Genomic DNA, 23,131 nt, shown 5'->3' with positions numbered 1-23,131 from the left:
TTTTCAGCCAATCCCGCTTGTCAAACGGCCGAGCCGTAGAGATCGTAGGCGTCGGCGCGCTCGACCTTGACCGTGACGATCTCACCGGCGCGCAGCGGCCGACGCGACTGGATATGCACGGAGCCGTCGATCTCGGGGGCGTCATATTTGGTGCGGCCCTTGGCCGAGGTGCCATGCGCCTCGTCGATCAGCACCGGCAGCCGCTTGCCGACCTTCCTGGCCAGCTGCGTCGCCGAGATCTTCTGCTGGCGCTGCATGAAGCGGTGCCAGCGGGCTTCCTTGATCTCCTGCGGCACTTGTTCCAGGCCGAGGTCGTTGGAGCGCGCGCCCTTGACCGGCTCATATTTGAAGCAGCCGGCACGATCGATCTTCGCCTCGTCCAGCCAGTCGAGCAGCATCTGGAAGTCGTCTTCCGTCTCGCCGGGGAAACCGACGATGAAGGTTGAGCGGATGGCGAGATCCGGGCAGACCTCGCGCCAACCGCGGATCCGCTCCAGCGTCTTTTCGCCATGAGCGGGACGGCGCATGTTCTTCAGCACCTGCGGCGAGGCGTGCTGGAAGGGGATGTCCAGATAGGGAAGGATCTTTCCCTCGGCCATCAGCGGAATGACGTCGGCAACATGCGGGTAGGGGTACACATAGTGCATGCGAACCCAGATGCCGAGCTTGCCGAGCTCCTCTGCAAGGTCGAGGAACTTCGCTCGCACCTCGCGGTCGCCGAACATGCTCGTCTGGTATTTGATGTCGATGCCATAGGCGCTGGTGTCCTGCGAGATGACGAGGATCTCCTTGACGCCGGCCTTGGCGAGCTTTTCGGCCTCGCGCAACACGTCGGCCGCCGGCCGCGAGACGAGATCGCCGCGCAGCGCCGGGATGATGCAGAAGGTGCAGCGATTGTTGCAGCCTTCGGAAATCTTCAGATAGGCGTAATGCCGCGGCGTCAGCTTCACGCCCTGGGGCGGCAGAAGATCGATGTAGGGATCATGGCTGGGGGGAGCCGCCTCATGCACCGCCGCCATCACGCTCTCATAGGCCTGCGGGCCGGTGATCGCCAGCACATTGGGATGCTTCTCGCGAATGACTTCCGGCTCGGCGCCGAGGCAGCCGGTGACGATGACGCGACCGTTTTCGGAAAGGGCGGAGCCGATCGCGTCGAGCGACTCGTCGCGCGCGGAGTCGAGAAAGCCGCATGTGTTGACGACAACGAGGTCGGCGCCATTATGCTTGCGGGCGATCTCGTAGCCTTCAGCGCGGAGCCGCGTGATGATGCGCTCGGAATCGACGAGCGCCTTCGGGCATCCAAGGCTGACGAAACTGACACGAGGGGCAGACATAAGCTTTTCCAGGTTTTTCGGGATCGGCGGCGCCATACCACACTAATTGCGGCATTGGTATGGGCTGGTCCTTGTTGCGGCAAAACGCAATGCGAGGCCAGATCAGTGGCCGGCCAAAGCCCGCGTCAGGTGGCGGCAGTCAGCTCACCGCGTTGTTGACATGCGGCCAGATTTCCATCGTGCCCCTGTAGACCATGTCTAGCGCGACATAGAGGATGATCAGCAGGCCGATATAGGCAATCCAACGGTAACGGTGCAGCAGCCGCGCAATGAAGCTGGCGGCAAGGCCCATCAAGCCGATCGACAGCACGAGGCCGACGATCAGCACCCAGAAATGATCACGCGCGGCGCCGGCGACGGCCAGCACGTTGTCCAGCGACATCGACACGTCTGCGACGACGATCTGCAGCGCCGCCTGGCCAAGCGTCTTGCGCGGCGCCTTGCCGGCAACCGCCTTGTCGCTGTCGAGATCGGAATTGGCGAGCGCCTCCGTCGCCTCGTGCTCGTCGGCATGGGAGGTGCGCAGCTCGCGATACATCTTCCAGCATACCCATAACAGCAGGATGCCACCGGCGAGCAACAGTCCGACGATTGCAAGCAGCTTGACGGTAACCGCCGCGAACAGGATGCGCAGCACCGTCGCTGCCACCACGCCGATCAGAATGGCCTTTTTGCGCTGCTCCGTCGGCAGGCCGGCGGCCGCCAGTCCAATGACGATGGCATTGTCGCCCGCAAGCACCAGGTCGATCGCGATGACCTGGACAAGGGCAGTCAGGCTTGCGGCGCTGAAAATATCCATCGTCTTGAGCCTTCCTGTTTTGCGAAATGTCGATCTTCGAGTGTTCTAACGCCGGAGCGATTCACCGATTGATGCGATCGCGTTCTAAGTCTTTGTTTTCACGCAATTCCGGCGGGAAAAACGGTTGCGCGCCTTTCCTGGAATTGCTCTACGTGCATGGTTCCTGCACGTCAAGAGAACTCACGAAACAAGCGGTTGCCGCTCGTCTGGTTCCATTTGGTTCAAATGAGTTTGCACTCGAAAGGCCGATTTGCGCGCAACCGACCGCGGCAGTCGGTCAATCGTAAAGATTGTATTTTGCCCAGTCGGTTTCCGGGATCTCGTCACCGATCTTGTAGAGCAACTGCAGCACCTGCATGTGGTCGGGCGCAGTCTGGCACTTGAACTTCAGCCGGAACCATTGACCCTTGCTGCGAAAGGCGGCGCCGGGGCTCCTGATCGCGTCGGCGCTCATCTGGGGCGTGGCGAAGGCATAGGCCACCACACGGTCGGCCTTGAATTTGCGATCGTCGTGGCTAATCCGGTCGAGCACCTCGGCGTCGCAACGCTGTTCGAGACGAGTCTGCGGATCGAGTTTCAGCAGGCCGGCACGAAGTGCGTTGTCCATCGCCTTGGCCGGCCAGGCCAGCGCCAGAGGCGCCAGAACCATCAGGCAGAGCTTTTTCATGGGCGCGACAAGCAGCATATTCTGTCTGAGAAATCAACCAAACGCACGCGCTTGTGACATGGGTGCCGGCTCGGCCAGGCCAGCCATGCGGCACAAGCCAATCTCGGGCTTCGGCGACTGGGCTATTGCCATTGTTCCGGGGTCCGCGATGAAACGATCTCCGCTGCCGAAGAACTGTCAAGAACCTGTCAGACTTGGGTCGTATAGAGCAGGGACTGTAGAGCCTCTTTTTCTCCTCGTCGGGCGGCAGTATTGTGCTTTCAAAGTGCTGGAGCACAATCCTGCCCGGTTTCGCAGGCTCAGCCGCCGAACAGATTTGCGTTGGAATACTAAAACGAAGAACCGTCAGTGATGAGGTTTACCTGCTTATCGGATCCGTGTGACCAATGGATGGTCTATGATGTATTTTTCGACCTTCCGGCGGAATTGTCGGGCCGACTGCTGCTTGGATTAACGCAAAAGGGCGCAGAGCATTTAACTGAGCAAGCGAACATAAAAACTGTGTCGACCTGCCTGACGATGGAAACCGGCCCCGGTGGGAAGGCCGTTAGCCGGAAAGCACTTTACCAAAAATGTTTCGCTGCAGGGTAGCGCTATAGGTTCCGTGGTTTGCAAGATGATCCCATACGGAGAAACAGGCCGTGAGTGCGGCCAGAGCAAGAATCATGCGCATTGGAACTCCCCACGGCGCCCGAAAACGTCCAATGGTAAGTTCGTGTCAGATTGGAGGCCATTGCCAATATAGTGGGTGACCCTACACCGATCGCGGTATGCTACAGCAAGCGGATAGCAGGGCGAGCCACGCGGACTTTGCGCAGCCGCCGGTACTTTCCTGGTGACTTACCGAGCGATAGCTAGCCCGATACCGATGCCAACCCCCACGGCGACCCCTAAAAAGAGCTTGCTGGCGAAGTCCAGGGCGAACGCGCGCACAGCCGTATAAATATCTGTTCGGGGCTGCCTGACAGCAGCCGCAAGGTCATCGAACATCGCTTCCATAGGTTGCCACCCGCGATTTCTTCGACCTGCAAGACTAGATCAGTTCTGGTGAGATGGGAATCCTCCGATCCATCAAAATTTAACGATCACGAAAGCTCGTTGGTAGGCACGTGTGGTAACGGTTGATTCAACCATCGCTGGTATAAAGCAAAGTCAGGTGGCGGCCCCGACAGAGGGCGGGGGGTGCTGGGCCTGCCGGAGCCGCCGGCGCGGGAGTGGGCGCTACCCGCGCTGTCCCAGAATAGGACAGCGCGGGTCTACAATTAGTTAAAGCTAATAGAATTTTGCCGGCGTGCCGCCGCTTTGTGTCGGCTGTGCCTCCAGCGGTGTGTCCGCTGCCCGCCCGGCAACGTGCGGCTGAGGGGCGCAAGCCGCCGACCGTGAGGTCATGAGTCTGGTGCGCTCCTGAGATCGGTGTTCTCCACTGGACAAGAAACCTTGACGCCATTGCCTGACGCCGGGCGGCCCGGCAGGCTGGCGGGGTAGGCCAGCAAACGCCGGGCCTGACCGGTGGGCTCGGGGGCGAGACACAGCACCGGCTGCCGATAAACATACGCTTGTGCTGATGTGGCCGGTACATATCAAGAAGTTGATGGCGTAGTAGCCTAAAGGGGCCTCAGCGCACGAAAGGACGCGGCAGAGCCGCCAACCTGCCGGAGCCAGCTAGTGAAGCTTGCCCCTCGGAGGCTTGGCGGTCAGCCACTTCAATTTGACGCTGTTAAGCTCTTGTTCGAGCTCCAGCGCGAGCCGGACGATGGGGTCCGGAATGGAAATCGCGTCTCTCCCGCCCTCTTCCACCTGCGTCTTCGCCGAAAGCTCCGAGACTACTTTGGATCCAGCCGATTTCGACAGCAGTCGGGACAGGTGCTCCCGCTGCAAAGCGTGAACCTCTTCCAACAGGCTCAGGAACCTCAACGCATCCACTGTCGGCAGCCTGTTGGTTCTCAAGCGGGCAATCCGCTCGTGCTGACGCGCAATGTGCCGCTCGCCATGTCGAACATGACGCTGCGCCATGCTGATGTGGTCTTCGAGAGACATGGCGCACAACGCGAAAACAGGCATCTCGTTCCTTCGCCAGGATCTTGCAGCACAATCGGATGGGCACGAGACGCACCAAGGCTCGCCGGAACCAATAAAGCACGATGGGACAGATAGCCGTCTACAGCGAAACGGTGGCCATGCAGGAGATGATATGCGGATTCGGTTGGGAATTGTGGCGGAGGGAGTGTCTTTAAGACCTAGCCACTATGTTGTTGTTTTTCAGAAGAAAAATTTCTGGACTTCTGCGAAGTACCCCCAGAAAATACCCCGCCCGATGCCGGACATAAAAATAGTCCCAAGCGGGCGCATGGGACTTGACACGATAGGCGAAAACGCCTAATGTCGCACCCCGACTTGGATGCAAGGCGTCCATTGCAGAACCACTATAGGGGAAAAGTCAAAACCGCGCAAGCGGAATTTTCGGAGGGCACTTCTTGGAGCACTCAAACGACAACCTGCCGCCACTGCTTCTTCGTGTTGGCGACGTCGAGCGCATGATCGGGCTCGGCCGCAGTTCAATCTATCGCAACATCGAGGCCGGCATATTCCCGCGGCCCGTCGCCCTTGGCACCGGATCCGTCCGCTGGCGCTTCGCTGACGTTAAGGCGTGGGCTGATGGCCTGACAGTAGCGGGCGAGGCGAGGGCGGCCGCATGACCGACATCGCTGCTGTTCGCGCCAGATTGGCTGCAATGACCCTTGCCGAACTCGAGGCCGAACTCGCCGCTGTCCTGGCGGTGTTGGAGTGGAAGCGCTAACCGGTGCTGATCGCGGCCCGCAGCCTAACCAACAAAAGAGCAGCCGACGAACGGCCGCCCAGGCAACCCTGACCCGAAACGGGAACACTTTTCTTGAAAATCTTGGACATCAGGCCAGAGCCGGCAGGCTCGGGCAGCACCCTTGCGCGCTTCGATTTGCAGCTGACACCAACATGTCGACTGTTCAATCTGAAGCTCGTCGACGGCCCTCGAGGCGTTCGCGCCTACGCCGCTTCGGCGTTCGGCACCAATACGGCCAGCTTCCATCCCGATCTTGCTGACGACATCAGACGCGCCGCCCTGGCAGCACTTGGAGAGAAGACCGGAAATGACGCAGCCGCAGCCTAAAAGCATCTATCAAGTTGGAGACCGCGTCGAGCACGGCGAGAAGGGAACAGGCACAGTTATCAAGGTGGCGGGCAAAGGGGGGCAAGTCCAATTTGATCGACCCAACGTCACAATCAACTTCGCATATTTCGACTTCCTCTCACCTTCCGACGTGCCGCAGCCTGCTAATAATAACCTCGAAAGCATGGATCGCCTGAAGCGGTTTCAGAAACGCTATGGCGGAGAGATCCACAACACTGGCAGCTTCGGGCCGCGCCTATACCGCGCAACAGTTGATGGCGAGCCGGTAACAATCGGCATCGGCGACGACGGTGAGGCGTTTACCTACACCATCAAAGGCGGGCGCAAGCCGCTGGCCGAGCCGGCTGAGCTTCTATTGGTAAATCCAGCCACATGGCACGGCGAACCAATTCCAGTGCGTCAATGGTACGTGCCGGACATGATCCCTATGCGCCAGGTGACGTTGCTCACTGGCGACGGCGGCGTGGGTAAGAGCCTCTTGGCTACACAGATTGGTGCCGCGGGTGCAATGTGCGTCGAAACTCTCGGCCTCGAGCCATGGGGTGGCAAGGTCATCTACCTTGGCGCGGAGGACGAAGCGGACGAGTTTCATCGCCGGCTTGCCGATATCGCCAAGGCCCTTGGCGGCGACCTTTCCGACCTGCATCTTTTTAGGCTGCTACCCGCGGCCGATATGGATGCGCTTCTCTCGGCGCCGGATAAGTATGGCGTGATGCAGCCAACTGCGCTGTGGCTCGACTTTGCCGAGTTTGCGGAGAGTTACCACCCGAAGCTTATCGTCCTCGATACGTCCGCCGACCTGTTTGGTGGCGATGAGATCAAGCGGAGCCAGGTCCGACAGTTCATCTCCATGCTTCGCAAGCTGGCTATCAAGATCAACTGCGCAATTGTGCTGCTCTCACACCCGTCCGTCGCTGGCATGCAGACCGGCAGCGGCACGTCGGGATCGACGGCGTGGAGCAATTCCGTCCGCGCGCGGTTGTACCTCACCGCCGACAAGGATGACGACAACCTTCGCATATTGAAGGGCATGAAGGCGAATTATGCAGCCAAGGGCGGCGAGCTTAAGATCCGCTGGCACGAAGGTGCTTTTGTTCTGGATGACGGCAAGCCGTCACCGGCCGCAGGCTTGTTGGCCAACCATGCAGACAAAGTGTTTCTGAGGCTGCTTTCCGCCATCAACGGCAGCGGTCAGAACGTCAGCCCAAACCGCAGTTCCAGTTACGCCCCAACCGTCATGGCCAAGCGGCCGGATCGCGACGGCGTGTCAAAGAAGGCGTTGGAAGAAGCGATGCATAGGTCGCTGGCTGCTGGCACCGCCGCGGTTGTCACCGAAGGATCTCCCTCTCGGCAGCGCCAACGGTTGGTCGTCGTAGCGGACGAGGTGAAGCAAGGGCGTGCCGCTTTCCTTCCAACGGTACCTTCCAACGGTCTACCAACGCCTTCCAACGGTGCTGCTCACACACCCCCTATAACCCCCGTCGGCGTTGGTAACGCCCGACCATTGGAAGACGGTCGGCAATACCAGGCCAACAACGACAATGAAGAACCTGCGCGGCAAGCCGCCGGGTAACTCACCCCAACATATCAACAGAGGAGAACAAAAGATGGATATCGCATGTTTGCAATTGAACCATACGCTGCAGAACGGCAGCGCTTCATCAAGAACGAGAAAGGTGGACTCGACTGCCCTTGGGAACCATGCCGAGTGATCGGCGTCACCAAGGACGAGGACGGCGAGCTGGTCTTTATTGTTGAAACACAACACGGCCGAGACCGCATGCTTGAGACTGAGACTTATGTGAGGCGTGCATGAACAAAGCACCACCGGCAAACGAGACCGTCACCAAGCGTCGCCTGAGCTGGTCTGAGTTCAAAAAGCTCATGGAACAGGTAGCCAACGACAACAAGCAGGCAGCCGACAAGGCTGCCGCATAAATGTCCCGCCAAGCGCGGGCGATCTCAACACCCTTCTGGCGAAGGGCAATCCAATGGGAACACAGCATGTCAAATGACGATCGGAATCCGGTTGCCGCCAATGATAATCGGCGAGGGCCAACTGGCTGGCCGCTTCGAGAGCAATTCAACCGCGGTGAGCTTGGAATCAGCGAAGCCGAGAATAGGCGTCACTTCTTCGCGGCCGGCCGCTTCCGGCGCGATTACGAGGTTGCGGGCGCCTATCAGGAGGACAGAGCCGATGAAGATTGGCGCGAGTTGCTTTTAGAGGCAACGCACCTGGCCGGCTTCGTTCCGATCGGCGAAAATGGGAACACCATAGTCTTCGATGAAGCGGCCGGTGACTGGAAGGACGGCGGCGAGATCATCTCCGACGTGGTCGACAACGGCGGGTTTAACCTGTTCCGCGATCTGCCATACGCCGCTGGGTCAATTCAAGCGCGGCAGGTGATCGCGCTCGCCGCGGACGTGCTGGGCTCGTGCTATCCGATTATTGTGGCTGGCGCCTGCCGCAACTGGACGTTATTGCAACTCGGCGAGACCGAAGCGGATATCGGATCCCCGCCAGCAACGCTGCGGTCAATTGGCAAAGGACTTCTGCGGGTGGCACTTCGGGATCTATCTGCCTTCTATGTGAAGCTGGATCGCGCTGAGGCCGGTGAGGCAACGCAACCAACGTGGCCACTGGTTGGCACGCCCGCCTGGCGGTTTGCAGACATGCCGACGCCAGCATGGCGACGAGGCGAAACCCAACCTGCATGGACGGACGGCGGCGCATTCGCCTACGAGCGCGATCTAGCCGCATAGCATCAACCCCATGTCGGCGAAGTGGAGTACAATAAGAATATAGAGTTTCGTTAGTGAGTGTGTTCCCCGCTTGCTGACACCCGGCTGCGTCGCCAGCGCACCGGCAACCCGTCATTGGTGCAGTTCACCAGACGGGACCAATCAAGCCGCCGCACCTTCGGGTGTGCGCGGCTTTTTTTGAAGCTTCAACTGACAATTTGGATTTAAACAATGGTCACGACTAAACAGGCCGTGGACGCGATCGCGCGCCATATCGGCTTTGATCCGCCGCGCGTTGCCGCGGTGGCTCGCCGCCTCACCGAGGCGGGTGTTCTGCCTTCTGGAGCGCCCAAGGCCCCGCCAGTACTCAACCCTGAGCATGTGGTTAGCATCATCATGGGCTCGGCCGGCGATGGATGGCCGCTGCACAAGACGGCAGCGGTGGTTGCCTCTCATCGCGATCTGACGCCTGCAGGCGTGTCGATCGACGCTCTACCGGGTCGCCTGCAGTTCACTGCCGGCAATTTTCTGGATGCGCTCGCTGACGAGCCCGAAAACGCGCGCCACCTTCGAATTGAGATCGTGTCAACCTGGCCAGAGATCGCAATCTTCTACGACGATGGCACGGTTAGACGCTTCGTCGAGCCTGGTGCCAATCCTAATCGTTGGCAGGGTAGCGGCCACCGTCGATCGACTACAATCAACGGACCCGCTTTTGCCGGGACCTTCCAAGACCTTTTCGGAGGCGCGAACTAGATGCCGATTTTCAACAAAACGAAAAAACTCAAGCCCGACGCTCGGCCGGCCAAGGTTGCACCGCGCGTGCTTAGTTTCGTTGCCCTGACGGCACGGCAGGCGCTGCCCTCGCTTGGCGAGGATGAAGACAGGCGCGAAGCCATTTTCAAAGACCGCGCAGCCCATGTCGTGGAGCGCAAGGCACTGCAGGCCGAGATTGAAGCCGACAAGACACTCGACATCGCGCCTGAGGTTGCCGCGCTGATCGGTGAGGCACCCTCAGCCAAGGCACAGAAACGCGAGCGGGTTGCTGAGTTGCGCCGCTTGGAAGCGGTGGCCGGCCAGGCAATCGAGTTGATCGAAAAACGCATCGCCGCTGCAAGGCCATTGGCTGAGCGCGCAATCTGCGCTGCAGCTCGCCCGGAGGCTGAGAAGCGCGTGTCTGCCCTTGTGGAGGCGCTGAACGCCGTTGATGCTGCACACAGCGAACTCCACGACCTAATCTTGGCGATCGAAGCGCAGGGCGTGTCGGCTGGTGGCCTGGGCCAAATCAAGCCGTTCTTCCTTGGCGCTCCCGAGGATCCGCAGCGCAAGATTGCTGAGTATTTCAAGGAACTGAAGGGGGCGGGCTATGCGGTCTGATCACGTTGATGAACGAGCCGAATACGCAGACCGGCGGCGCAAAGGCTCTGGCAGGCGATTGGTGAAACTGCCAGGCGATAATGGTTACATCACCAGGAGCGATACGCCGGAAGTCATTGCCGCACGCTTGAAGCTTGACGCCGCAGAGAAGAGGCATCGGCGAAATGGCGGCAAGTAGCAACACCGTCTCAGGCTGGGCCATTCGTTACAATGAACCGACCATGATAGGCGGCGCTTTCATTGAACGGATTGCGCCTGGCGCTTTCGCAAAGTCGCTCAATGATGTGGTTATGCTCTGGAGTCACGATGACGACCGACCACTTGCCAGGACGATCAGCGGCACGCTGTCGTTGCGCGACGAAGGTGGGATGGGTCTTTGGTTTTCGGCCGATTTGGATCCCGAGAATCCCGACGCCGCAGTAGCGCTGTCATCCATTGGCCGGCAGGACACTCGTGGCATGAGCTTCGGCTTCAGGGTACGAAAGGAAGCCTGGCTCGAGCCGGAAAGCTACGACGCCTTGCCCGAACGAACGATCCTCGAGGCAGACCTGTTTGAGATCAGCGCCGTGGTCCACCCTGCCTATCCGCAGTCCGAAGTCAGCCTCACCCGTGCCGATCACAATGCGATGGCCGCAAGCGGACGGCGAGCCGAGGCTGCTATGCGGCTGCGGGGGATCAACTAGACCCCCGTGGGCTATATCGACTCTCTGGCGCAGCGAAAATGCCGTACCGCCGTGGCCCGCTAGCGATAGTGCTATTACAGATTTTTCTATGAGGACGATTTGCGATTCACGTGCGCAAGCGCGCGCGAAGGGGTTAGAACCAATCAAACCACTGCAGCGCCGTTTGCAGCGCCGTTCCAAAACGCGTCATAGGCGGCTACCTTCAGGGGTATGATATCAAGGTCTTCCACTCGGCTTATGAGTGCTGGAGAGCGTTCTGCGAAATTCCTTAGGGATTGGCTTAGCGTGTACACCGATGCACCATCAATAAATATCAAGCGATCGTGCAGGTCGTGCTTGCCGGCTAGCCTAACCTCCAATGGTCTCTTGCTTCCGTACTGCTGAACGAACTTCTGAGCAGCGGGAATCAACGCAGCTTTGTACATCGGACTGCCAAGTAATTGGATATTGACCCCTTCATTCGCCAAGAGGGCAAATTCTGTAAGAGCCTTCTCGTCCATGTAGGGGTCAACAATGCGAACCTTAGCCTTGGCAGTCGTTAGCACCTTACCTACCGCCATCATCGCATCAAATGGCTTTCCGGCCACTACGAACGATCCTTGAGACGGCTGCGGCGCTTCCATTTCAGCTATGGCAAGTGTTGCGTATAGATGCATGTTCACGCTTTGAATGGTCTTTATAGTACCGTTGCTCTGCATGAACGTTCCAGCGTGCGCAATGCCGTTCGCATTACGATCTGACACTCCCTGAACTAGCGCCTGAGCACGCCCCATCCACCGCAATACGCTATGGATATCGGCTGCATCTGGCTGCTCCTCAATTAGACGCGCAAGGGCAGCGTAGCGTTCGGCGGCATTCATCAACCTTCAATCTCACCTTCTGCGCGCAAATATTCAGATCTTGAGGAGTACGGGCCGCTAGCCCGGATTGAAGTTACGGTCAACTGACACCACGACGGCGGAATGGCCGAACCCAACAACTAGACCATACTTATCCCGCGCCATTTCGGCGATGCTCACCTGACGTTCCTTTTTCCATCGGAAAGCGTTGTTCATGTCGTAAAATTCCGGCCAAGCGAACGTTACGACCTCGCTGCCTTTGGCGCGAAGTCTGGAATGCATCTCATCTACAACGGTGCTGATTGGCGTAGGCATTGTGTAACGTCTCCCCTAAGGTCTCTGTAAGCCTGTCGTAAGCTATTCCTAAGGCTCTCGTAACGCTGCTTACGGCTTCCGTCAACGTCGCCACCCCAAAAGGACAATCATGACCCCCCAATTCGAAGCGGCCTCCGCCGCGGCGGGCCGCGCCGCTGCGCGCTTGCTCGCCAAATACAAACAGGAAGACGTCGCTGCGGCACTGCTTGTCGCCGCGCTAGGCGTCGCTGCTGCGGACAAGGGCGAAGGCGCGCTGCTTGCCGCCAAGCTGATCCTGGCGAAAGTCGCAGGCGGTACGCATGGCTAGCGACGTCGAAAAGTTGTTAGTGCAACTTGAAGCCAAAACGACCCAATTCAACAACGCGCTAAACAAGGCCAACCGCACCGCGCAAACCCAACTGCGCAAGATCGAAACGCAGTTCGCTCAGACCAACAAAAAACTGACGCTCTCCGCGAGCTTTGCAGGTGTGGGAAACATTGGTGGACTCGTAAAGCGCGGCACCGCTGGATTGGCGGCCGCCTTGGCGACGGACAAAATCAAAGATTACGCAGATGCGTGGACCACGGCCGGCAATAAGATCGCAGCCGCTTCGGTCGTTAGCGGACAGCAGGCAAGGTCGCTGGATGATCTGAACAAGCTCGCCACCGTAACCCGCTCGGGTCTCGGCGAAACCGTTGACCTTTATGCCAAACTGCTAAAGGCAACATCGGGCGTCGCCAAGAGCGAGCAGGAGGTGGCTGACGCCACCGAGATCGTCAATAAGGCCTTTAAAGCCGGTGGCGCAGAGGCCAGCGAGCAGGCTGCGGGCATCCTGCAGCTTAGCCAGGCGCTATCGAGCGGACTCTTGCAGGGCGACGAGCTACGGTCAATTCGTGAGAATGCTCCGCTTATTGCGCAGGCAATTGCCAATGAGTTTAAGACCACAATCGGTGGTCTCAAGCAACTTGGTGCCGATGGCAAACTGACTGTCGATAGGGTCTTTAAGGCCATCCTTGACGCGAAGCCACTCATCGACAAGGCGTTCAACGCGACCAATGCAACGATTGGCGACAATATCGGCCTGGTCAATAATGCTCTGACCGCCTTCATTGGCAAATTGAGCGATGTGACTGGTGCTGGTGGCGAAGTCAGCCGCTTTCTCGGTCAGGATCTTGTAGCCGCCATCAACGGTCTTTCGGCGGGCCTGGATGAGCTTAAGAAGGGTGCTGGCGTTGGCTATCTCGAGAAGGTCGCCAATGTCCTCAATCGCATCAATGAAATTGCGCAAGGTCTGAAGGGCGGAATTGTCAGCCAGGCATTCAACGCCAACGTCGACAAGTCGTTTTTTGGAACCGGCGGCAACCCGTTCCAAGATATGCTGGACGGCCTGGAAAAGATCCAGCCAGCCTTTAAGGAAGTCCAAGCCCTAGACGCCGCCTTTGCCGACTTCCGCGATTCCGTTGCAGAGGTGAAGCCGGAAGCGGTCGTTGCATTCGACGCGCTGCAATCTGGGATTGACGAGGGCACGGTCAGTGCCAAGAAGGCAAAGCAGGCTCTTCGGGACCTGTTTGGCGACGACCCAATGTATAGTCGCTTGCTGGCCGTTTTTGACGAGCTTCTGGACAAGTTGCAGAAGGTTGAGGCGCTTGCTCGAGCGTCGAAAGCCGGCATCGACACTATGGCGCCTGATCCGCGGGCTGCCGGATTTGCCTTTCAGCACGATCGCGAGAAGGTTGACGACTTTTTCGACAAGCGCAACGCCGATGCCAAGCGCTCCGATCTGCAAAAAGAGATCGATGAGCGGGCTGCTAAAATCGTTGAAGCGGCAGGCAAAGTTGGCGTCGCCATAACCGATGCTGCCGCCAAAATTCAGGCGGCAAAGGAGCTTGCTGACGAGGAGGTAGCCAAGTCGAGCAGCAAGTCGATTGAGACGTCAGTCGATTTGATTAAGGAGTTTGAGGGGTTCATTTCCAAGCCGAAATGGGATGTCAACGCTTTTCGCGCTGGCTACGGCTCGGATACCGTGACCCTGGCTGATGGCTCAGTTCAAAAAATCACGCAAGGCATGTCGGTTTCAATCACCGACGCCAACCGTGATCTTGTGCGCCGCATCGGCGAATTTCAGGACACCATAAAAAGACAAATCGGTGCCGACACGTTTGCGAGCTTTGACCAAAAGCAGCAGGCCGCGCTGACGTCGATTGCGTACAACTACGGCTCACTGCCTGACCGTATCGTTGATGCCATCAAAACTGGAAATCAGCAGACAGTCGTTGAGGCCATCCGCGGTCTTGGCGGCGACAATGGCGGCATCAACAGAGCACGCCGCAATACCGAAGCGGACGTCTTTCTTGGCGGCGCGCCATCTGGCGTGCAAAAGGCAGTGAAAGGCCAAGACAGGTTCAACGAAAAGCTGTCTGACACTCAGTTGCAAATCGACCTTCTGAACAAGGAGGCCGAGGCGCTAGGGACCGTCAATCCGCTCATCAACGACTACGGCTACGCTCAGAGCAAGGCGGAAATCAAGCAGCGGCTCCTGAACGACGCGATGGATAACGGCGTGGAGATCACGCCGGAGTACGCCGCGAAGATTGACGAGCTCGCCGAGAAGTACGCACAAGCCGACGCGGCCCGCAATCAAATGCAGCAGGGCGTCGAAAACCTTAGCGAAAAGATGGCGGCGTCTTCCGCCTTCGGCAAGGATTTGCTTGGTGGCTTCATTCGTGATTTGCGAGACGGCAAGTCCGCATCCGAAGCCTTCGCCAACGCTCTAGGCAAGGTCGCCGACAAGCTCTTGGATATGGCCTTAAATGCCCTCTTCGATGGCGGCGGCATAGGGTCTACGCCTGGCGGCGGAATCCTTGGTGGGCTGTTCAAATTCCTCTTCGCGGATGGCGGATATACCGGAGCAGGCGGGAAGAACGAGCCAGCCGGCATTGTCCATAAGGGTGAGGTCGTCTTCAGCCAGGATGACGTTAAGCGTTTTGGCGGGCCGCGAAATGTAGAGCGTATGCGCCGCGGCTATGCTGACGGCGGCATTGTTGGGTTTCCTTCTGTGCCGAGCTACCTCGGGCGCATTCCGACGACACCCCGCATGCAGCGGGCTGCCAACGACAATGGCCGGCCGATGTCGGTAAGCATCACCGTTGTGACGCCCGACGCGCATTCCTTCGTAGAATCCCAAAACCAGATTGCCGCGCGCACCGCGGCCAGCCTCGAGCGCACGATGCGTACTCGCTGACGAATAAGGAGACTTGATATGGCAAGATCATTCGCAGGCGGAACTGACAGACTGCAATGGACCGTTCCGGGCAGCTTAAATGGCACGGCAGGGTGCTTTACCTTTCGCCTGAAAACCACGCAGACCACGACCAATGCGGCACCGATTGCCTATTGGAACACTTCCAGTCGTAACGGGCTCGGCTTTGTCCTTAACAACACGGCGAACAAGATACTTGCGCAGGGGTATTCATTCTCCGCGGCCCAAGTGAGCATTTCATCTACTTCGAACATCAACGACGGAAACTGGCGCTCCGTTGCCTTCAATTACAACCAGAATTCAGGAGGCGCGAATGCCCTTTTCATTGACGGCGTTCAAGAGGCCACCGTCAATACAGGCGCCAACTGGGGCATAAATGCCAACACCGATATTTGTGCCGGCGACTTGCTTGACAGTTTTTGGCCCTCATACGTGGGCGATATTGCAGAGATCGGCCATTGGAACACGCAACTCGACGCGGCGGAAATTGCGGCATTGGCCAATGGTTTTTCGCCGATGCTCGTTCGCCCGGCATCGCTGATCTTCTATGCGCCAGTGGTTCGGGAGACGCGGGAATTGAGGGCCGGGCTCGCAGGCAATACGACGGGCGGTTCCGTGTCCGATCATCCGCGCAAGATCGGTCCTGGTTGTTGATGCTAGCCGGCGATTGCCATTCCGATCGCGAAGCCAATGCCGATGGCAATGCCGGTGAAGAACTTGCCGGCAGCATCGAGGACCATGGCGCGGACCTTGCCCCAAACATCGCTGTGGGGCTTCCTGAGGGCACTGGAAAGGTCATCGAAGATCGCGTCCATAAGTTGAATCTTAGATCGAACTCGACTCGCCGTGAATCCCCCTTTTGTTCTCCTCCGTTAGCACCGGCCGTGAAACCTCTTAGCAACGGCTATGAAACGCACCTTTCAGCGACAGCTAACGGAACGGAAAGGTACCTTCGATATTGAATCAAATTCGAGTGTTGCGTTGGGGTTCGTATGCGTAAGCCTGCCGGCGGCGCCCGGCTATCCTTCATTAGGCCCCTGGACCCGATCCAGGTTGAAACACCGCCGATCAGCAACGATTGGCTGCACGAAATCAAATACGATGGGTTCCGCACACAGCTCGTTCTCGACTGGGCTGGCGCGCGCGCCTTCTCTCGAAATGGCCACGACTGGTCGAAACGGTACTGGCCGATCGTCGCCGCGGCCGAGAAGCTTCCGGCCAAGGCCTTTATCATCGACGGCGAGATGATCGCGCCCGATCCCGACGGCCGACCGAACTTCCACCGGATGCATTCGCGCATGGTCTGGAATGCCGAGCAGCTCGCCTTTGTCGCCTCCGACCTCCTGCACCTGGACGGCGAGGATCTTCGCGCCCTGCCGCTGGTCGAGCGCAAGGCGAGGCTCTGGAACCTGATCAAGCCGGCCGACGGGATCATTCAATACAGCGACCATGTAGAGGGCAATGGCGCTGCATTCTTCGAACAGGTCGAGAAGATGGGCCTTGAGGGCATGGTCTCGAAACGACGCGAGAGTCCCTATCGAAGCGGGAAGGTTGAATCCTGGGTAAAGACGAAATGTTGGGATGTCGACGACTTCGAACTGCTGGGCATCAGGCGAGAGCCTGGGAAGCCAGCAGCAGCGTTAATGGCGCGCGATGGTCGTTTTGCCGGCACAGCGTTCATAACGCTGCCCAGTGGCCTCAGGGAACGGCTGTGGAAGCGTGTCGAGGAGGCTAGGGCCTCGAAGCCGTCGCAACGGGTGCCGAGTGCCTTTGCCGATGATGTCGAGTGGGTTAAGCCCGGCATCACCGGCCGGGTGAAATTCCTTCGCGGCGAGCACACGCTACGCCACGCGACCCTGCAGGATTTCGAGGAAGGAACCTAAGGCAGCCTGCTAGCTTGACCTAGTATGAGCGCGCGAGCTTTGGAATTCCTGGATAGGTGGATGGCGGATCACCTGCCAAACGTCGTCGTCACGGATGATCCCGCCGCAATCAGCGATCTGGTCGATGAAATGATGGCGGCTGCGAAGCGAGAAGGCATCTCGCCCAAAGAGATCCACCAAGAGGTCGACAGCGTGTTCGAAGTCATCTTCGAGGCGATGAAACATCGGGAGGGCGGTTTGGCCGGCTGAAGACCCCTCTGCGGCCCGACCCGCCTAACCTAGGTGACACAGGATCATTGCGGGTCGGGCCCACCCCACCGCTTGAAGATGGGGAGCATTGATCCTGCATCTATATGAGCGGGATCGCAACTTTCGGTGTTTGCGACTGAAGTCCGATGGTAACCATGCTGCATCAATCGGGGTGCAGCCCGTCCCTCACAGACCAGATTGCACTGGGAAGGTTCCCATGTCCCATTATGGAACGAATTCACGGGTTGCTGATTAATAAGAAAGCGGTCGATTCCTTAAGGATGCAGCCGTCTCAGTGGCAACCTGAAAAGCCCGTCGCTTACGCTCATTAGCCGCGACGGGCTTTTCATTAGACAGCCATCATATCGGGGAACATTCCACCGTTCAGCAAGTTCGGGCTCGCGGCGCGCTTTTCGACCGAGAGGCAAACGCCGTAGGGTCCACCCCCGAAGCCCGCCCGCCATCCCTCAAGGCGAGCGGGCTTTTGCCGTTCTAGGTCCCATTTCGCTGTCTATACCTCGCCCAATGATTGCCGGGCGGACCCCCAATTGTGTTTTGACTATTTGGCTGCTCGGGCGCGTAAGATATCAGGTTCGCCCAACCGGGCGGACCAACTCAGGGAGGATGTTATGAAGATGAATCGACGTAATGCTCTCGCCCTTGCTGCCACCTCGATGGCCGCCCCTCTAATGGCCGCAAAGTTCACCCCGGTAGCGGCCAAGACCTATAGCCCGACTGAGGGCAAGGAGATTTTTCCTGGCGTTCGGCTAGTCGAGCGGGGGACACGAGACTCCCATATCAAGGGGTATAAGAAAATCGTCATGGAAGACGTGATCTATCAGCCGAAAGGAACTAGCCCGCTGGGGGATGTGATGGCCGACGACATGGTATGCACGGTCACTGAAGGCGAACTGGAAGTTACGGCCGGCGATATGAAGTTCACGGCCAAGGAAGGCGACGTTTGGAGCTGCGGCAAGGGCAGTACGAAAGAGGCTGCTACGAACAACGGAACAGTGGTCGCAGTGATGCGCGTCATTAACCTCAAGGTCGCATAAGTTCACAGGCCGGGAGATTTAGAGCTTTGCCAGGCCAAAAGCGGCGTTGGACATATCGATGACACGGGAGCGGCCCGGTAGCTCTTCTCTTTGGGTGGCAAAGGGGCGTGGCCACCGGGCCTTGGCCGGCAGGGGCCCGAGGGAGCGCGATGCCGACGAGCCAGTATATGCGCGTCTCCTAATAAATAGAAATTCAGCCAAAAGGCCGAGCAGCCTTGAATCGCCAACATGACGGCTGGACGCTTCAAGGACTGATCGACGCGGGTATGTCTGTCACGACGGGCTGCCTCGACTGCAATCGGCATCAGAAACTCGATCTTGCAGCGCTCCGCGATCGCTTCGGCGCCGATGCTCCGGCGATGGAATGGGATCTGCGGCCGAAGATGAAATGCGCGGTCTGCGGCGGAAAGCGTATCACGCTGACCTATTCGCCCGACACCAGCCCGAAGGATCTCAACCGTAAGACGGCTGGTCCGTAAAGCCGGCTCTTAGTTCGCAGATCCCTTTGCTCGGTCTCGAAGCTCTTGCCACGTTATAGAGTGGCCATCCTCGGAAATAGTGACGCGCTCGTCGCTTTTCATCAGCGCATCAACGGCGATCCACGCCTCGCGGGCCGATTCCTTTTCGACCATTTGTGGCTGAACACCGGCAATCCGGTTCAAAGGCTCATAGGTGATTTTGAAGGCCACGCCGCTTTCTCCTCAGTTCCCACCCCGCCGGCGGGGGTGGGATCGATGCTGTCATAGCGATCAAACCGAAGGCTGCCTTCATTGCTTCCGCAGCCTCACACCAGCGCCGCCGCCACGATGAGGCCTTGCGGCCATTGCTGATCATATATCCCGCCCGGCGGCGACGGCCAACCTATATTCGCTTTTGCGCCAAGCTTCGGGCGAAACCGATCAACACGGCGCCGATTGTTCCGAGAAGGCAAACAAGGATCCAGTTGAATAGCTGGGCCAGCATGCCGGGCGCAAAGATAGCACCGAAGGCAAACGGATTGACGTCAGGGTAATCGTAGGTAATCCATTGAAGAAAGGCGGCGACCAGAAACAGACCGCCAACCACTTTAAGAACCGCCACGCAGAGGGATTTCATCTCGCGCCGCGGTTTACCGGGCCTTCCTCGCCGGCTTGGCGACAGGCTTCCGTCCCAACCCGCTCGCCTTTGCCAACTCTGACCGCTGCGCCGCGTAGTTCGGCGCGACCATCGGATAGTCAGGCTTCAATCCCCACCTGGCCCGATACTCGTCTGGCGTCAGTCCATGGTCGGTCGACAGATGCCGCTTCAGCGACTTGAACTTCTTGCCGTCCTCAAGGCAGACGATGTAGTCGGGGAATACCGAACGCTTCGGATTTACCGCAGGTTCCTGTTGCTGCTGCTCAACTGCAGTCGCATGACCGATACCGGTGAGCGATGAATACACCGACGCGATCAGATCTGGCAGCCCTGACACGGGCAGAGGATTGTTGCTGACGTAGGCGGACACGATATCCGCGGTCAGGCTGATTACTTCGGCACGGTCTTCGGCTTGTTCCTGCAATTTACGAACTCCTGTTGCTGTTCAGTGTTCGTAGTAGCGAGGTGGGGAAAGCGCAAGTATGTCGTAGCAGTCAGCCTTGACCGCGACGGCTAGCCAGCCAGCACCCGCCCAACAGCAATACCAACACCGTTCGCAACGCCAGTCGCCAGGCTCTCAGCCAGGCGCAGTGCGAGCGCGCTGTAGCGGACGCGTGCGGGCCGCTGTGCTGTTAGGATGCTGGTGAGTTCATTGAAGGTGCGTTCCATGGCCTTTACTCCAGTTCGGGCGCGCGTACATGGATTCCACAGAACAACGTTGGAGTCCAGCGGAGAAGTGCCATAGGCGTTTTCGCCTAAACTACTTGCCAGCTTAGGCGGTTTCGCATATTTCAAAAAATAACTCCCAAAAATAATCTGTGATTGTGGTTTGACAAAACTGCGAATCTCGGCCAACTTGATCTCCAAGGGGAAGGGGTTTCCTGCACAAAAGTACGGCGGTGAAGAGACCTCTGGCCGGGGTGGCCAAGCCATGTCCAAGGCCAGAGCCTAAAAGCTTGCCGGCGCTCTCCAGGCGCCTCTCACCCCCGGCTTGCCGGTGCCTTGTCCGGCGCGGCCTGAGGGGCCTACTGGAGAACTTGCAGATGAACGCTCATGTATTGGCTGCCGCCGAGAACTGGCAGTTCGAAGTCGGCGCTTGGATCACCCACAAGGATCAGTCGATGCCGTCACTTGTCCTCGGTAGGATGCGAACGAGCCGGGGTGACGAGATCTATTCGGTGCGTTCATTCGCATTCGAAGATCCGAACCGAGATCGGATGATGCTTGGCGAGGCGCTGCGAACGATCGATGAAGCGGCATGGGCGGTGTGTTTGCTGACCCCAGAGTTGGCGGCTGAGTTGGCAGTAGCTTGACCCTTCAGATCGCGCGGCCATTGCCGCAGTGAAAACCACCGTCCGGTTGCCGCGCGGCGCCCGCCTCCCTTTCGGAAGGCGGGCTTGGCTATACACAGGATCGACGCGCGCTCACGCGCCGCCTTGCCGGATATGTCGGGCGAGCAGTTCTCTCGAAAGATCCAGAATGAGGTTCGCGCCTCGTTGATAGTTTTTCCCATCCACCGAATACATGTGGGTGAGATCCTGCATGAAAGAATAGCTCACCTCATTGTGACCAAGAACTGTTGCGAGGTTCACCAAGGTCTCTTCTATTTTCTCGCGCGATGATAGCTCCCGATTCCTGGTCGGCGATCGGACGCGCCCAGTCGACGTGCTTTTGATTAGCTTGGCTATGTTCATGAATGCCCTATTACATTTAACGCCTCGGCCCGACGAGCAATTCAGCGGCGGGCCGAGCCCCTTCTAGAATGAGATCCGCCCAAATTTGAGCCAGTTCCTTGCGTCGCTCTAGATGCAGCGCGCGGTTATAGGCTCCTTCGACCTTGTCCTTGGGGGTATGGGCCAGCATCAAGTCGATTACAGGCTTGTCGGGCCGAAAACCCTCATTCATCACCGAAGAGAACGTGGCGCGCCAACCATGCGGAACGTGCTTGCTGTGGTAGCCGGCGCGATTCAGGAGATAGCCGATCGCATTCTCGCTCATAGGCTTGTGCGCATGCCGGGTGTTGGGGAAGGCTAGGGGACCGCGGCCGGATATCGTGCGCAGAGCATCGATCGCCTCAATGGTCTGGCGGGATAGCGGCACGAAATGGTCGCGGGCTTCGTCATCCTTGTGCTGTAGCCGCAGCTTCATTCTTTCGGCCGGGATTTGCCACAGGTCGCCACCAGCGGGCCACTCGGCCCAAGGTGTCGCCGCCAGCGTGCCGGGGCGCACTGCCGTCAACGCCAGAATTCGGAGGGCAAGTTTGGTGACTGGATGCGCTGTCTCGGACTCAGCCTTAGCGAGCATTTCCCGCGCTTTGTCCAGATCAGTGATCGCAGGCTGCTTGCCCTTTTTCATTGGCGTCATGGCTTTCTTCACCATGGCTGCGGGATCATTGTCGGCTCGGTCAGAGGCGACCGCATAAACGAACACGGCGGACATGCGCTGCCGGATCCGGCGCGCTGTCTCCTTGGCGCCGCGCTTTTCGATAGGTCTTAAGCAGGCTAGCACATCGGCGGCGGAGATGTCTCTGATGGGCGCGCCACCGAGGGTTGGAAAGACTTCCGCCTCCAGGCTTTCGATAACGTCGGCGGCGTGGCGCGCAACCCATTGTTCTTTGTTCAGCGCGTACCATTCGCGAGCGATCGTCTCAAATGTGCCGTCGCCGCTTACCGCCTCCAACTTTCGGATCTTCTTCGCAACGGAAGGGTCTTTGCCGGCACGCAATTGAGCGCGAGCATCGTCCCGAGCGTATCGAGCCGCAGCCAGGGTAACCTCAGGGTAGGGGCCAAAGGAGAGCAGTTTTTCTTTGCCGCCGAACTGATATTTCATTCGCCAAAGCTTGCCGCCCGTTGAAGCGATGACGAGGTGCAGGCCGCCAGAGTCGTAAAGCTTGTAAGCCTTTTCGCGTTTCTCAGCCTTTCGGGCCACAACGTCAGTCAGCATGCTATCGCCCCGCGGTTGGATTCCAATTCGACTCCCACTTTACCCCAAATACCCCAACCTTCAAGAGGCGATACCCCACCTAATACCCCGGCACGGCGCAGGATTGCTTGCTATCGCTTGGGGCGGATTGGGACAAGGAAAACAACGCAAACTGTTTGTTTCTGCGCTGTTTTTGGAGTTTCTTTGGATTGCCTGGGAAAGGTCGTTGGCGGAGGGAGTGGGATTCGAACCCACGGTGAGCTTGCGCCCACGCCGGTTTTCAAGACCGGTGCCTTAAACCGCTCGGCCATCCCTCCAGCATGGTCTTTCAACCACTTAAGATCGTCGCTATCGGTCAATTTTCAATGGTCGGCGCAAACTTGACGCCGAGGCATTTGCGACCGGTTAGCGCTTCATTGCTGTAGTGCGGCGGTCAGGGCTGCGTCAACCACCGCGACGTGCCTTCCTGCGGTCGAGACAGACGATGCATTGCCCGGTTGCCTGGTTGGCCGGGCGCTTTTATGTCTGTGGCGAAAATGTCACGCAACCAGAATATGCGGCGGCTCAACCGTAGCGCGCTTATTATCCAGCCAAACGAGGCGTACCGTCCTTAGCGGGGCAAGGGGACGACCCAGACCGCAAGCGTCTCTCACTTCCTCCCGAACTAGCGCCCGCTACGAAAAACGTGGTGGGCGTCTTCTTGTCCAGTCCGAAGGCAACGCCTCCGGCTAAGGCGCGATAGCGT

30 protein-coding genes and 1 tRNA gene are annotated in these 23,131 nt (G+C 58.6%); 17 read left to right on the top strand and 14 right to left on the bottom strand.

The features are described from left to right. Window positions 1-20: 20 nt before the first annotated feature. The 4 genes from rimO to P9254_RS00665 all read right to left on the bottom strand — a co-directional run bounded on the left by rimO (window position 21) and on the right by P9254_RS00665 (window position 4,861). A complete protein-coding gene (gene rimO / locus P9254_RS00680; RefSeq protein WP_127217448.1) occupies window positions 21-1,334 on the bottom strand; it encodes a 30S ribosomal protein S12 methylthiotransferase RimO in 1,314 nt (437 codons plus the stop codon). Between the two features lie 139 nt (window positions 1,335-1,473). Then, window positions 1,474-2,133 carry a TerC family protein gene (locus tag P9254_RS00675; protein WP_067320072.1) on the bottom strand — a complete coding sequence of 220 codons (660 nt, stop codon included), beginning with the start codon at window positions 2,131-2,133 and terminating at the stop codon, window positions 1,474-1,476. Window positions 2,134-2,410: 277 nt separating this feature from the next. Beyond that, on the bottom strand, window positions 2,411-2,818 hold the full coding sequence (locus tag P9254_RS00670) for a DUF930 domain-containing protein (protein ID WP_066989790.1): 408 nt from the start codon (window positions 2,816-2,818) through the stop codon (window positions 2,411-2,413). A gap of 1,644 nt (window positions 2,819-4,462) precedes the next feature. After that, window positions 4,463-4,861 (bottom strand): hypothetical protein, encoded by a 399-nt coding sequence (locus tag P9254_RS00665; RefSeq protein ID WP_278055786.1) that lies wholly within the window; start codon window positions 4,859-4,861, stop codon window positions 4,463-4,465. Between the two features lie 413 nt (window positions 4,862-5,274). On the opposite strand from P9254_RS00665, the gene P9254_RS00660 reads away from it, so the two are divergent. The 9 genes from P9254_RS00660 to P9254_RS00620 all read left to right on the top strand — a co-directional run bounded on the left by P9254_RS00660 (window position 5,275) and on the right by P9254_RS00620 (window position 10,768). Continuing rightward, the gene (locus P9254_RS00660) at window positions 5,275-5,496 is read left to right on the top strand and encodes a helix-turn-helix transcriptional regulator (RefSeq protein WP_278055787.1); all 222 of its coding nucleotides are present in this window, start codon (window positions 5,275-5,277) and stop codon (window positions 5,494-5,496) included. 194 nt (window positions 5,497-5,690) lie between these two features. Next, entirely contained in the window at window positions 5,691-5,945 is a 255-nt protein-coding gene (locus tag P9254_RS00655; RefSeq protein ID WP_278055789.1) for a hypothetical protein, read from the top strand. After that, window positions 5,926-7,539: an AAA family ATPase gene (locus P9254_RS00650; protein ID WP_278055791.1), complete on the top strand. Its 1,614-nt coding sequence runs from the start codon at window positions 5,926-5,928 to the stop codon at window positions 7,537-7,539. The genes P9254_RS00655 and P9254_RS00650 overlap by 20 nt, the downstream gene beginning before the upstream one ends. Window positions 7,540-7,584: 45 nt before the next feature. Next, window positions 7,585-7,782 carry a hypothetical protein gene (locus P9254_RS00645; protein ID WP_278055793.1) on the top strand — a complete coding sequence of 66 codons (198 nt, stop codon included), beginning with the start codon at window positions 7,585-7,587 and terminating at the stop codon, window positions 7,780-7,782. Continuing rightward, entirely contained in the window at window positions 7,779-7,904 is a 126-nt protein-coding gene (locus P9254_RS00640; RefSeq protein ID WP_278055795.1) for a hypothetical protein, read from the top strand. Before P9254_RS00645 ends, P9254_RS00640 begins: the two co-directional genes overlap by 4 nt. A 66-nt stretch (window positions 7,905-7,970) precedes the next feature. Further along, window positions 7,971-8,729: a hypothetical protein gene (locus P9254_RS00635; protein WP_278055797.1), complete on the top strand. Its 759-nt coding sequence runs from the start codon at window positions 7,971-7,973 to the stop codon at window positions 8,727-8,729. A gap of 210 nt (window positions 8,730-8,939) precedes the next feature. Beyond that, window positions 8,940-9,464, top strand: coding sequence for a hypothetical protein (locus P9254_RS00630; protein ID WP_278055799.1), 525 nt, complete (start codon window positions 8,940-8,942; stop codon window positions 9,462-9,464). After that, window positions 9,465-10,085: a hypothetical protein gene (locus P9254_RS00625; RefSeq protein ID WP_278055801.1), complete on the top strand. Its 621-nt coding sequence runs from the start codon at window positions 9,465-9,467 to the stop codon at window positions 10,083-10,085. It abuts the gene before it with no gap. Window positions 10,086-10,219: 134 nt separating this feature from the next. Beyond that, window positions 10,220-10,768 carry an HK97 family phage prohead protease gene (locus P9254_RS00620; protein ID WP_278103866.1) on the top strand — a complete coding sequence of 183 codons (549 nt, stop codon included), beginning with the start codon at window positions 10,220-10,222 and terminating at the stop codon, window positions 10,766-10,768. A 143-nt stretch (window positions 10,769-10,911) separates the two neighbouring features. On the opposite strand, the gene P9254_RS00615 is transcribed toward P9254_RS00620, so the two are convergent. Beyond that, window positions 10,912-11,631 carry a phosphatidylserine/phosphatidylglycerophosphate/cardiolipin synthase family protein gene (locus tag P9254_RS00615; protein ID WP_278103865.1) on the bottom strand — a complete coding sequence of 240 codons (720 nt, stop codon included), beginning with the start codon at window positions 11,629-11,631 and terminating at the stop codon, window positions 10,912-10,914. 54 nt (window positions 11,632-11,685) lie between these two features. Beyond that, window positions 11,686-11,922: a hypothetical protein gene (locus tag P9254_RS00610; RefSeq protein WP_278055808.1), complete on the bottom strand. Its 237-nt coding sequence runs from the start codon at window positions 11,920-11,922 to the stop codon at window positions 11,686-11,688. A 109-nt stretch (window positions 11,923-12,031) separates the two neighbouring features. Between P9254_RS00610 and P9254_RS00605 the strand changes: the two genes are divergently transcribed. The 3 genes from P9254_RS00605 to P9254_RS00595 are packed head-to-tail and all read left to right on the top strand — an operon-like array spanning window position 12,032 to window position 15,815. Beyond that, a complete protein-coding gene (locus P9254_RS00605) occupies window positions 12,032-12,229 on the top strand; it encodes a hypothetical protein (protein ID WP_278055810.1) in 198 nt (65 codons plus the stop codon). Next, window positions 12,222-15,143: a tape measure protein gene (locus tag P9254_RS00600; protein WP_278055812.1), complete on the top strand. Its 2,922-nt coding sequence runs from the start codon at window positions 12,222-12,224 to the stop codon at window positions 15,141-15,143. The genes P9254_RS00605 and P9254_RS00600 overlap by 8 nt, the downstream gene beginning before the upstream one ends. Before the next feature lie 18 nt (window positions 15,144-15,161). Continuing rightward, on the top strand, window positions 15,162-15,815 hold the full coding sequence (locus tag P9254_RS00595; RefSeq protein ID WP_278055814.1) for a LamG-like jellyroll fold domain-containing protein: 654 nt from the start codon (window positions 15,162-15,164) through the stop codon (window positions 15,813-15,815). Window positions 15,816-15,817: 2 nt separating this feature from the next. On the opposite strand, the gene P9254_RS00590 is transcribed toward P9254_RS00595, so the two are convergent. Continuing rightward, window positions 15,818-15,976: a hypothetical protein gene (locus P9254_RS00590; protein WP_278055816.1), complete on the bottom strand. Its 159-nt coding sequence runs from the start codon at window positions 15,974-15,976 to the stop codon at window positions 15,818-15,820. A gap of 177 nt (window positions 15,977-16,153) precedes the next feature. On the opposite strand from P9254_RS00590, the gene P9254_RS00585 reads away from it, so the two are divergent. From P9254_RS00585 to P9254_RS00570, 4 genes are all read left to right on the top strand, one after another. Continuing rightward, window positions 16,154-17,044: an ATP-dependent DNA ligase gene (locus tag P9254_RS00585; protein ID WP_278055818.1), complete on the top strand. Its 891-nt coding sequence runs from the start codon at window positions 16,154-16,156 to the stop codon at window positions 17,042-17,044. Window positions 17,045-17,068: 24 nt separating this feature from the next. Beyond that, window positions 17,069-17,293 carry a DUF768 domain-containing protein gene (locus tag P9254_RS00580; protein WP_442920284.1) on the top strand — a complete coding sequence of 75 codons (225 nt, stop codon included), beginning with the start codon at window positions 17,069-17,071 and terminating at the stop codon, window positions 17,291-17,293. 629 nt (window positions 17,294-17,922) lie between these two features. Next, window positions 17,923-18,348, top strand: coding sequence for a hypothetical protein (locus tag P9254_RS00575; RefSeq protein ID WP_278055822.1), 426 nt, complete (start codon window positions 17,923-17,925; stop codon window positions 18,346-18,348). A gap of 266 nt (window positions 18,349-18,614) precedes the next feature. Further along, window positions 18,615-18,827 (top strand): hypothetical protein, encoded by a 213-nt coding sequence (locus P9254_RS00570; protein ID WP_278055824.1) that lies wholly within the window; start codon window positions 18,615-18,617, stop codon window positions 18,825-18,827. Between the two features lie 9 nt (window positions 18,828-18,836). Here P9254_RS00570 and P9254_RS00565 read toward each other — a convergent pair whose 3' ends face one another. The 4 genes from P9254_RS00565 to P9254_RS00550 all read right to left on the bottom strand — a co-directional run bounded on the left by P9254_RS00565 (window position 18,837) and on the right by P9254_RS00550 (window position 20,319). Beyond that, on the bottom strand, window positions 18,837-19,037 hold the full coding sequence (locus P9254_RS00565) for a hypothetical protein (RefSeq protein ID WP_278055826.1): 201 nt from the start codon (window positions 19,035-19,037) through the stop codon (window positions 18,837-18,839). A 172-nt stretch (window positions 19,038-19,209) separates the two neighbouring features. Beyond that, window positions 19,210-19,443: a hypothetical protein gene (locus P9254_RS00560; RefSeq protein WP_278055828.1), complete on the bottom strand. Its 234-nt coding sequence runs from the start codon at window positions 19,441-19,443 to the stop codon at window positions 19,210-19,212. A 13-nt stretch (window positions 19,444-19,456) separates the two neighbouring features. After that, window positions 19,457-19,888, bottom strand: coding sequence for a MucR family transcriptional regulator (locus tag P9254_RS00555; protein ID WP_278055830.1), 432 nt, complete (start codon window positions 19,886-19,888; stop codon window positions 19,457-19,459). 89 nt (window positions 19,889-19,977) lie between these two features. Next, window positions 19,978-20,319: a hypothetical protein gene (locus tag P9254_RS00550; protein WP_278055832.1), complete on the bottom strand. Its 342-nt coding sequence runs from the start codon at window positions 20,317-20,319 to the stop codon at window positions 19,978-19,980. A 188-nt stretch (window positions 20,320-20,507) separates the two neighbouring features. Between P9254_RS00550 and P9254_RS00545 the strand changes: the two genes are divergently transcribed. Next, window positions 20,508-20,777 (top strand): hypothetical protein, encoded by a 270-nt coding sequence (locus P9254_RS00545; protein ID WP_278055833.1) that lies wholly within the window; start codon window positions 20,508-20,510, stop codon window positions 20,775-20,777. A 111-nt stretch (window positions 20,778-20,888) separates the two neighbouring features. Here the strand turns inward: P9254_RS00545 and P9254_RS00540 are convergent, their stop codons facing one another. The 3 genes from P9254_RS00540 to P9254_RS00530 all read right to left on the bottom strand — a co-directional run bounded on the left by P9254_RS00540 (window position 20,889) and on the right by P9254_RS00530 (window position 22,703). After that, window positions 20,889-21,056, bottom strand: a complete 168-nt coding sequence (locus tag P9254_RS00540) for a hypothetical protein (RefSeq protein ID WP_278055835.1) — start codon at window positions 21,054-21,056, stop codon at window positions 20,889-20,891. A gap of 118 nt (window positions 21,057-21,174) precedes the next feature. Beyond that, on the bottom strand, window positions 21,175-22,407 hold the full coding sequence (locus P9254_RS00535; RefSeq protein WP_278055837.1) for a tyrosine-type recombinase/integrase: 1,233 nt from the start codon (window positions 22,405-22,407) through the stop codon (window positions 21,175-21,177). Window positions 22,408-22,613: 206 nt separating this feature from the next. Further along, window positions 22,614-22,703 (bottom strand) — tRNA-Ser (locus P9254_RS00530). Between the last annotated feature and the right edge of the window lie 428 nt (window positions 22,704-23,131).

Source organism: Mesorhizobium sp. WSM4983 (assembly GCF_029625765.1).
In the GTDB taxonomy this organism is placed as follows: Bacteria; Pseudomonadota; Alphaproteobacteria; order Rhizobiales; family Rhizobiaceae; genus Mesorhizobium.
Note: the sequence above shows the minus strand (reverse complement) of the source record. Positions and strands in the feature narration are given on the sequence as shown.

Coding starts and splice junctions, on each gene's coding strand:
- P9254_RS00560 (WP_278055828.1), bottom strand. CDS start 19,443: ATGAAATCCCTCTGCGTGGCGGTTCTTAAAGTGGTTGGCGGTCTGTTT.
- P9254_RS00570 (WP_278055824.1), top strand. CDS start 18,615: ATGTCTGTCACGACGGGCTGCCTCGACTGCAATCGGCATCAGAAACTC.
- P9254_RS00585 (WP_278055818.1), top strand. CDS start 16,154: ATGCGTAAGCCTGCCGGCGGCGCCCGGCTATCCTTCATTAGGCCCCTG.
- P9254_RS00630 (WP_278055799.1), top strand. CDS start 8,940: ATGGTCACGACTAAACAGGCCGTGGACGCGATCGCGCGCCATATCGGC.
- P9254_RS00640 (WP_278055795.1), top strand. CDS start 7,779: ATGAACAAAGCACCACCGGCAAACGAGACCGTCACCAAGCGTCGCCTG.
- P9254_RS00590 (WP_278055816.1), bottom strand. CDS start 15,976: ATGGACGCGATCTTCGATGACCTTTCCAGTGCCCTCAGGAAGCCCCAC.
- P9254_RS00670 (WP_066989790.1), bottom strand. CDS start 2,818: ATGCTGCTTGTCGCGCCCATGAAAAAGCTCTGCCTGATGGTTCTGGCG.
- P9254_RS00535 (WP_278055837.1), bottom strand. CDS start 22,407: ATGCTGACTGACGTTGTGGCCCGAAAGGCTGAGAAACGCGAAAAGGCT.
- rimO (WP_127217448.1), bottom strand. CDS start 1,334: ATGTCTGCCCCTCGTGTCAGTTTCGTCAGCCTTGGATGCCCGAAGGCG.
- P9254_RS00610 (WP_278055808.1), bottom strand. CDS start 11,922: ATGCCTACGCCAATCAGCACCGTTGTAGATGAGATGCATTCCAGACTT.
- P9254_RS00675 (WP_067320072.1), bottom strand. CDS start 2,133: ATGGATATTTTCAGCGCCGCAAGCCTGACTGCCCTTGTCCAGGTCATC.
- P9254_RS00625 (WP_278055801.1), top strand. CDS start 9,465: ATGCCGATTTTCAACAAAACGAAAAAACTCAAGCCCGACGCTCGGCCG.
- P9254_RS00545 (WP_278055833.1), top strand. CDS start 20,508: ATGAACGCTCATGTATTGGCTGCCGCCGAGAACTGGCAGTTCGAAGTC.
- P9254_RS00635 (WP_278055797.1), top strand. CDS start 7,971: ATGTCAAATGACGATCGGAATCCGGTTGCCGCCAATGATAATCGGCGA.
- P9254_RS00645 (WP_278055793.1), top strand. CDS start 7,585: ATGTTTGCAATTGAACCATACGCTGCAGAACGGCAGCGCTTCATCAAG.
- P9254_RS00595 (WP_278055814.1), top strand. CDS start 15,162: ATGGCAAGATCATTCGCAGGCGGAACTGACAGACTGCAATGGACCGTT.
- P9254_RS00575 (WP_278055822.1), top strand. CDS start 17,923: ATGAAGATGAATCGACGTAATGCTCTCGCCCTTGCTGCCACCTCGATG.
- P9254_RS00600 (WP_278055812.1), top strand. CDS start 12,222: ATGGCTAGCGACGTCGAAAAGTTGTTAGTGCAACTTGAAGCCAAAACG.
- P9254_RS00605 (WP_278055810.1), top strand. CDS start 12,032: ATGACCCCCCAATTCGAAGCGGCCTCCGCCGCGGCGGGCCGCGCCGCT.
- P9254_RS00665 (WP_278055786.1), bottom strand. CDS start 4,861: ATGCCTGTTTTCGCGTTGTGCGCCATGTCTCTCGAAGACCACATCAGC.
- P9254_RS00650 (WP_278055791.1), top strand. CDS start 5,926: ATGACGCAGCCGCAGCCTAAAAGCATCTATCAAGTTGGAGACCGCGTC.
- P9254_RS00580 (WP_442920284.1), top strand. CDS start 17,069: ATGAGCGCGCGAGCTTTGGAATTCCTGGATAGGTGGATGGCGGATCAC.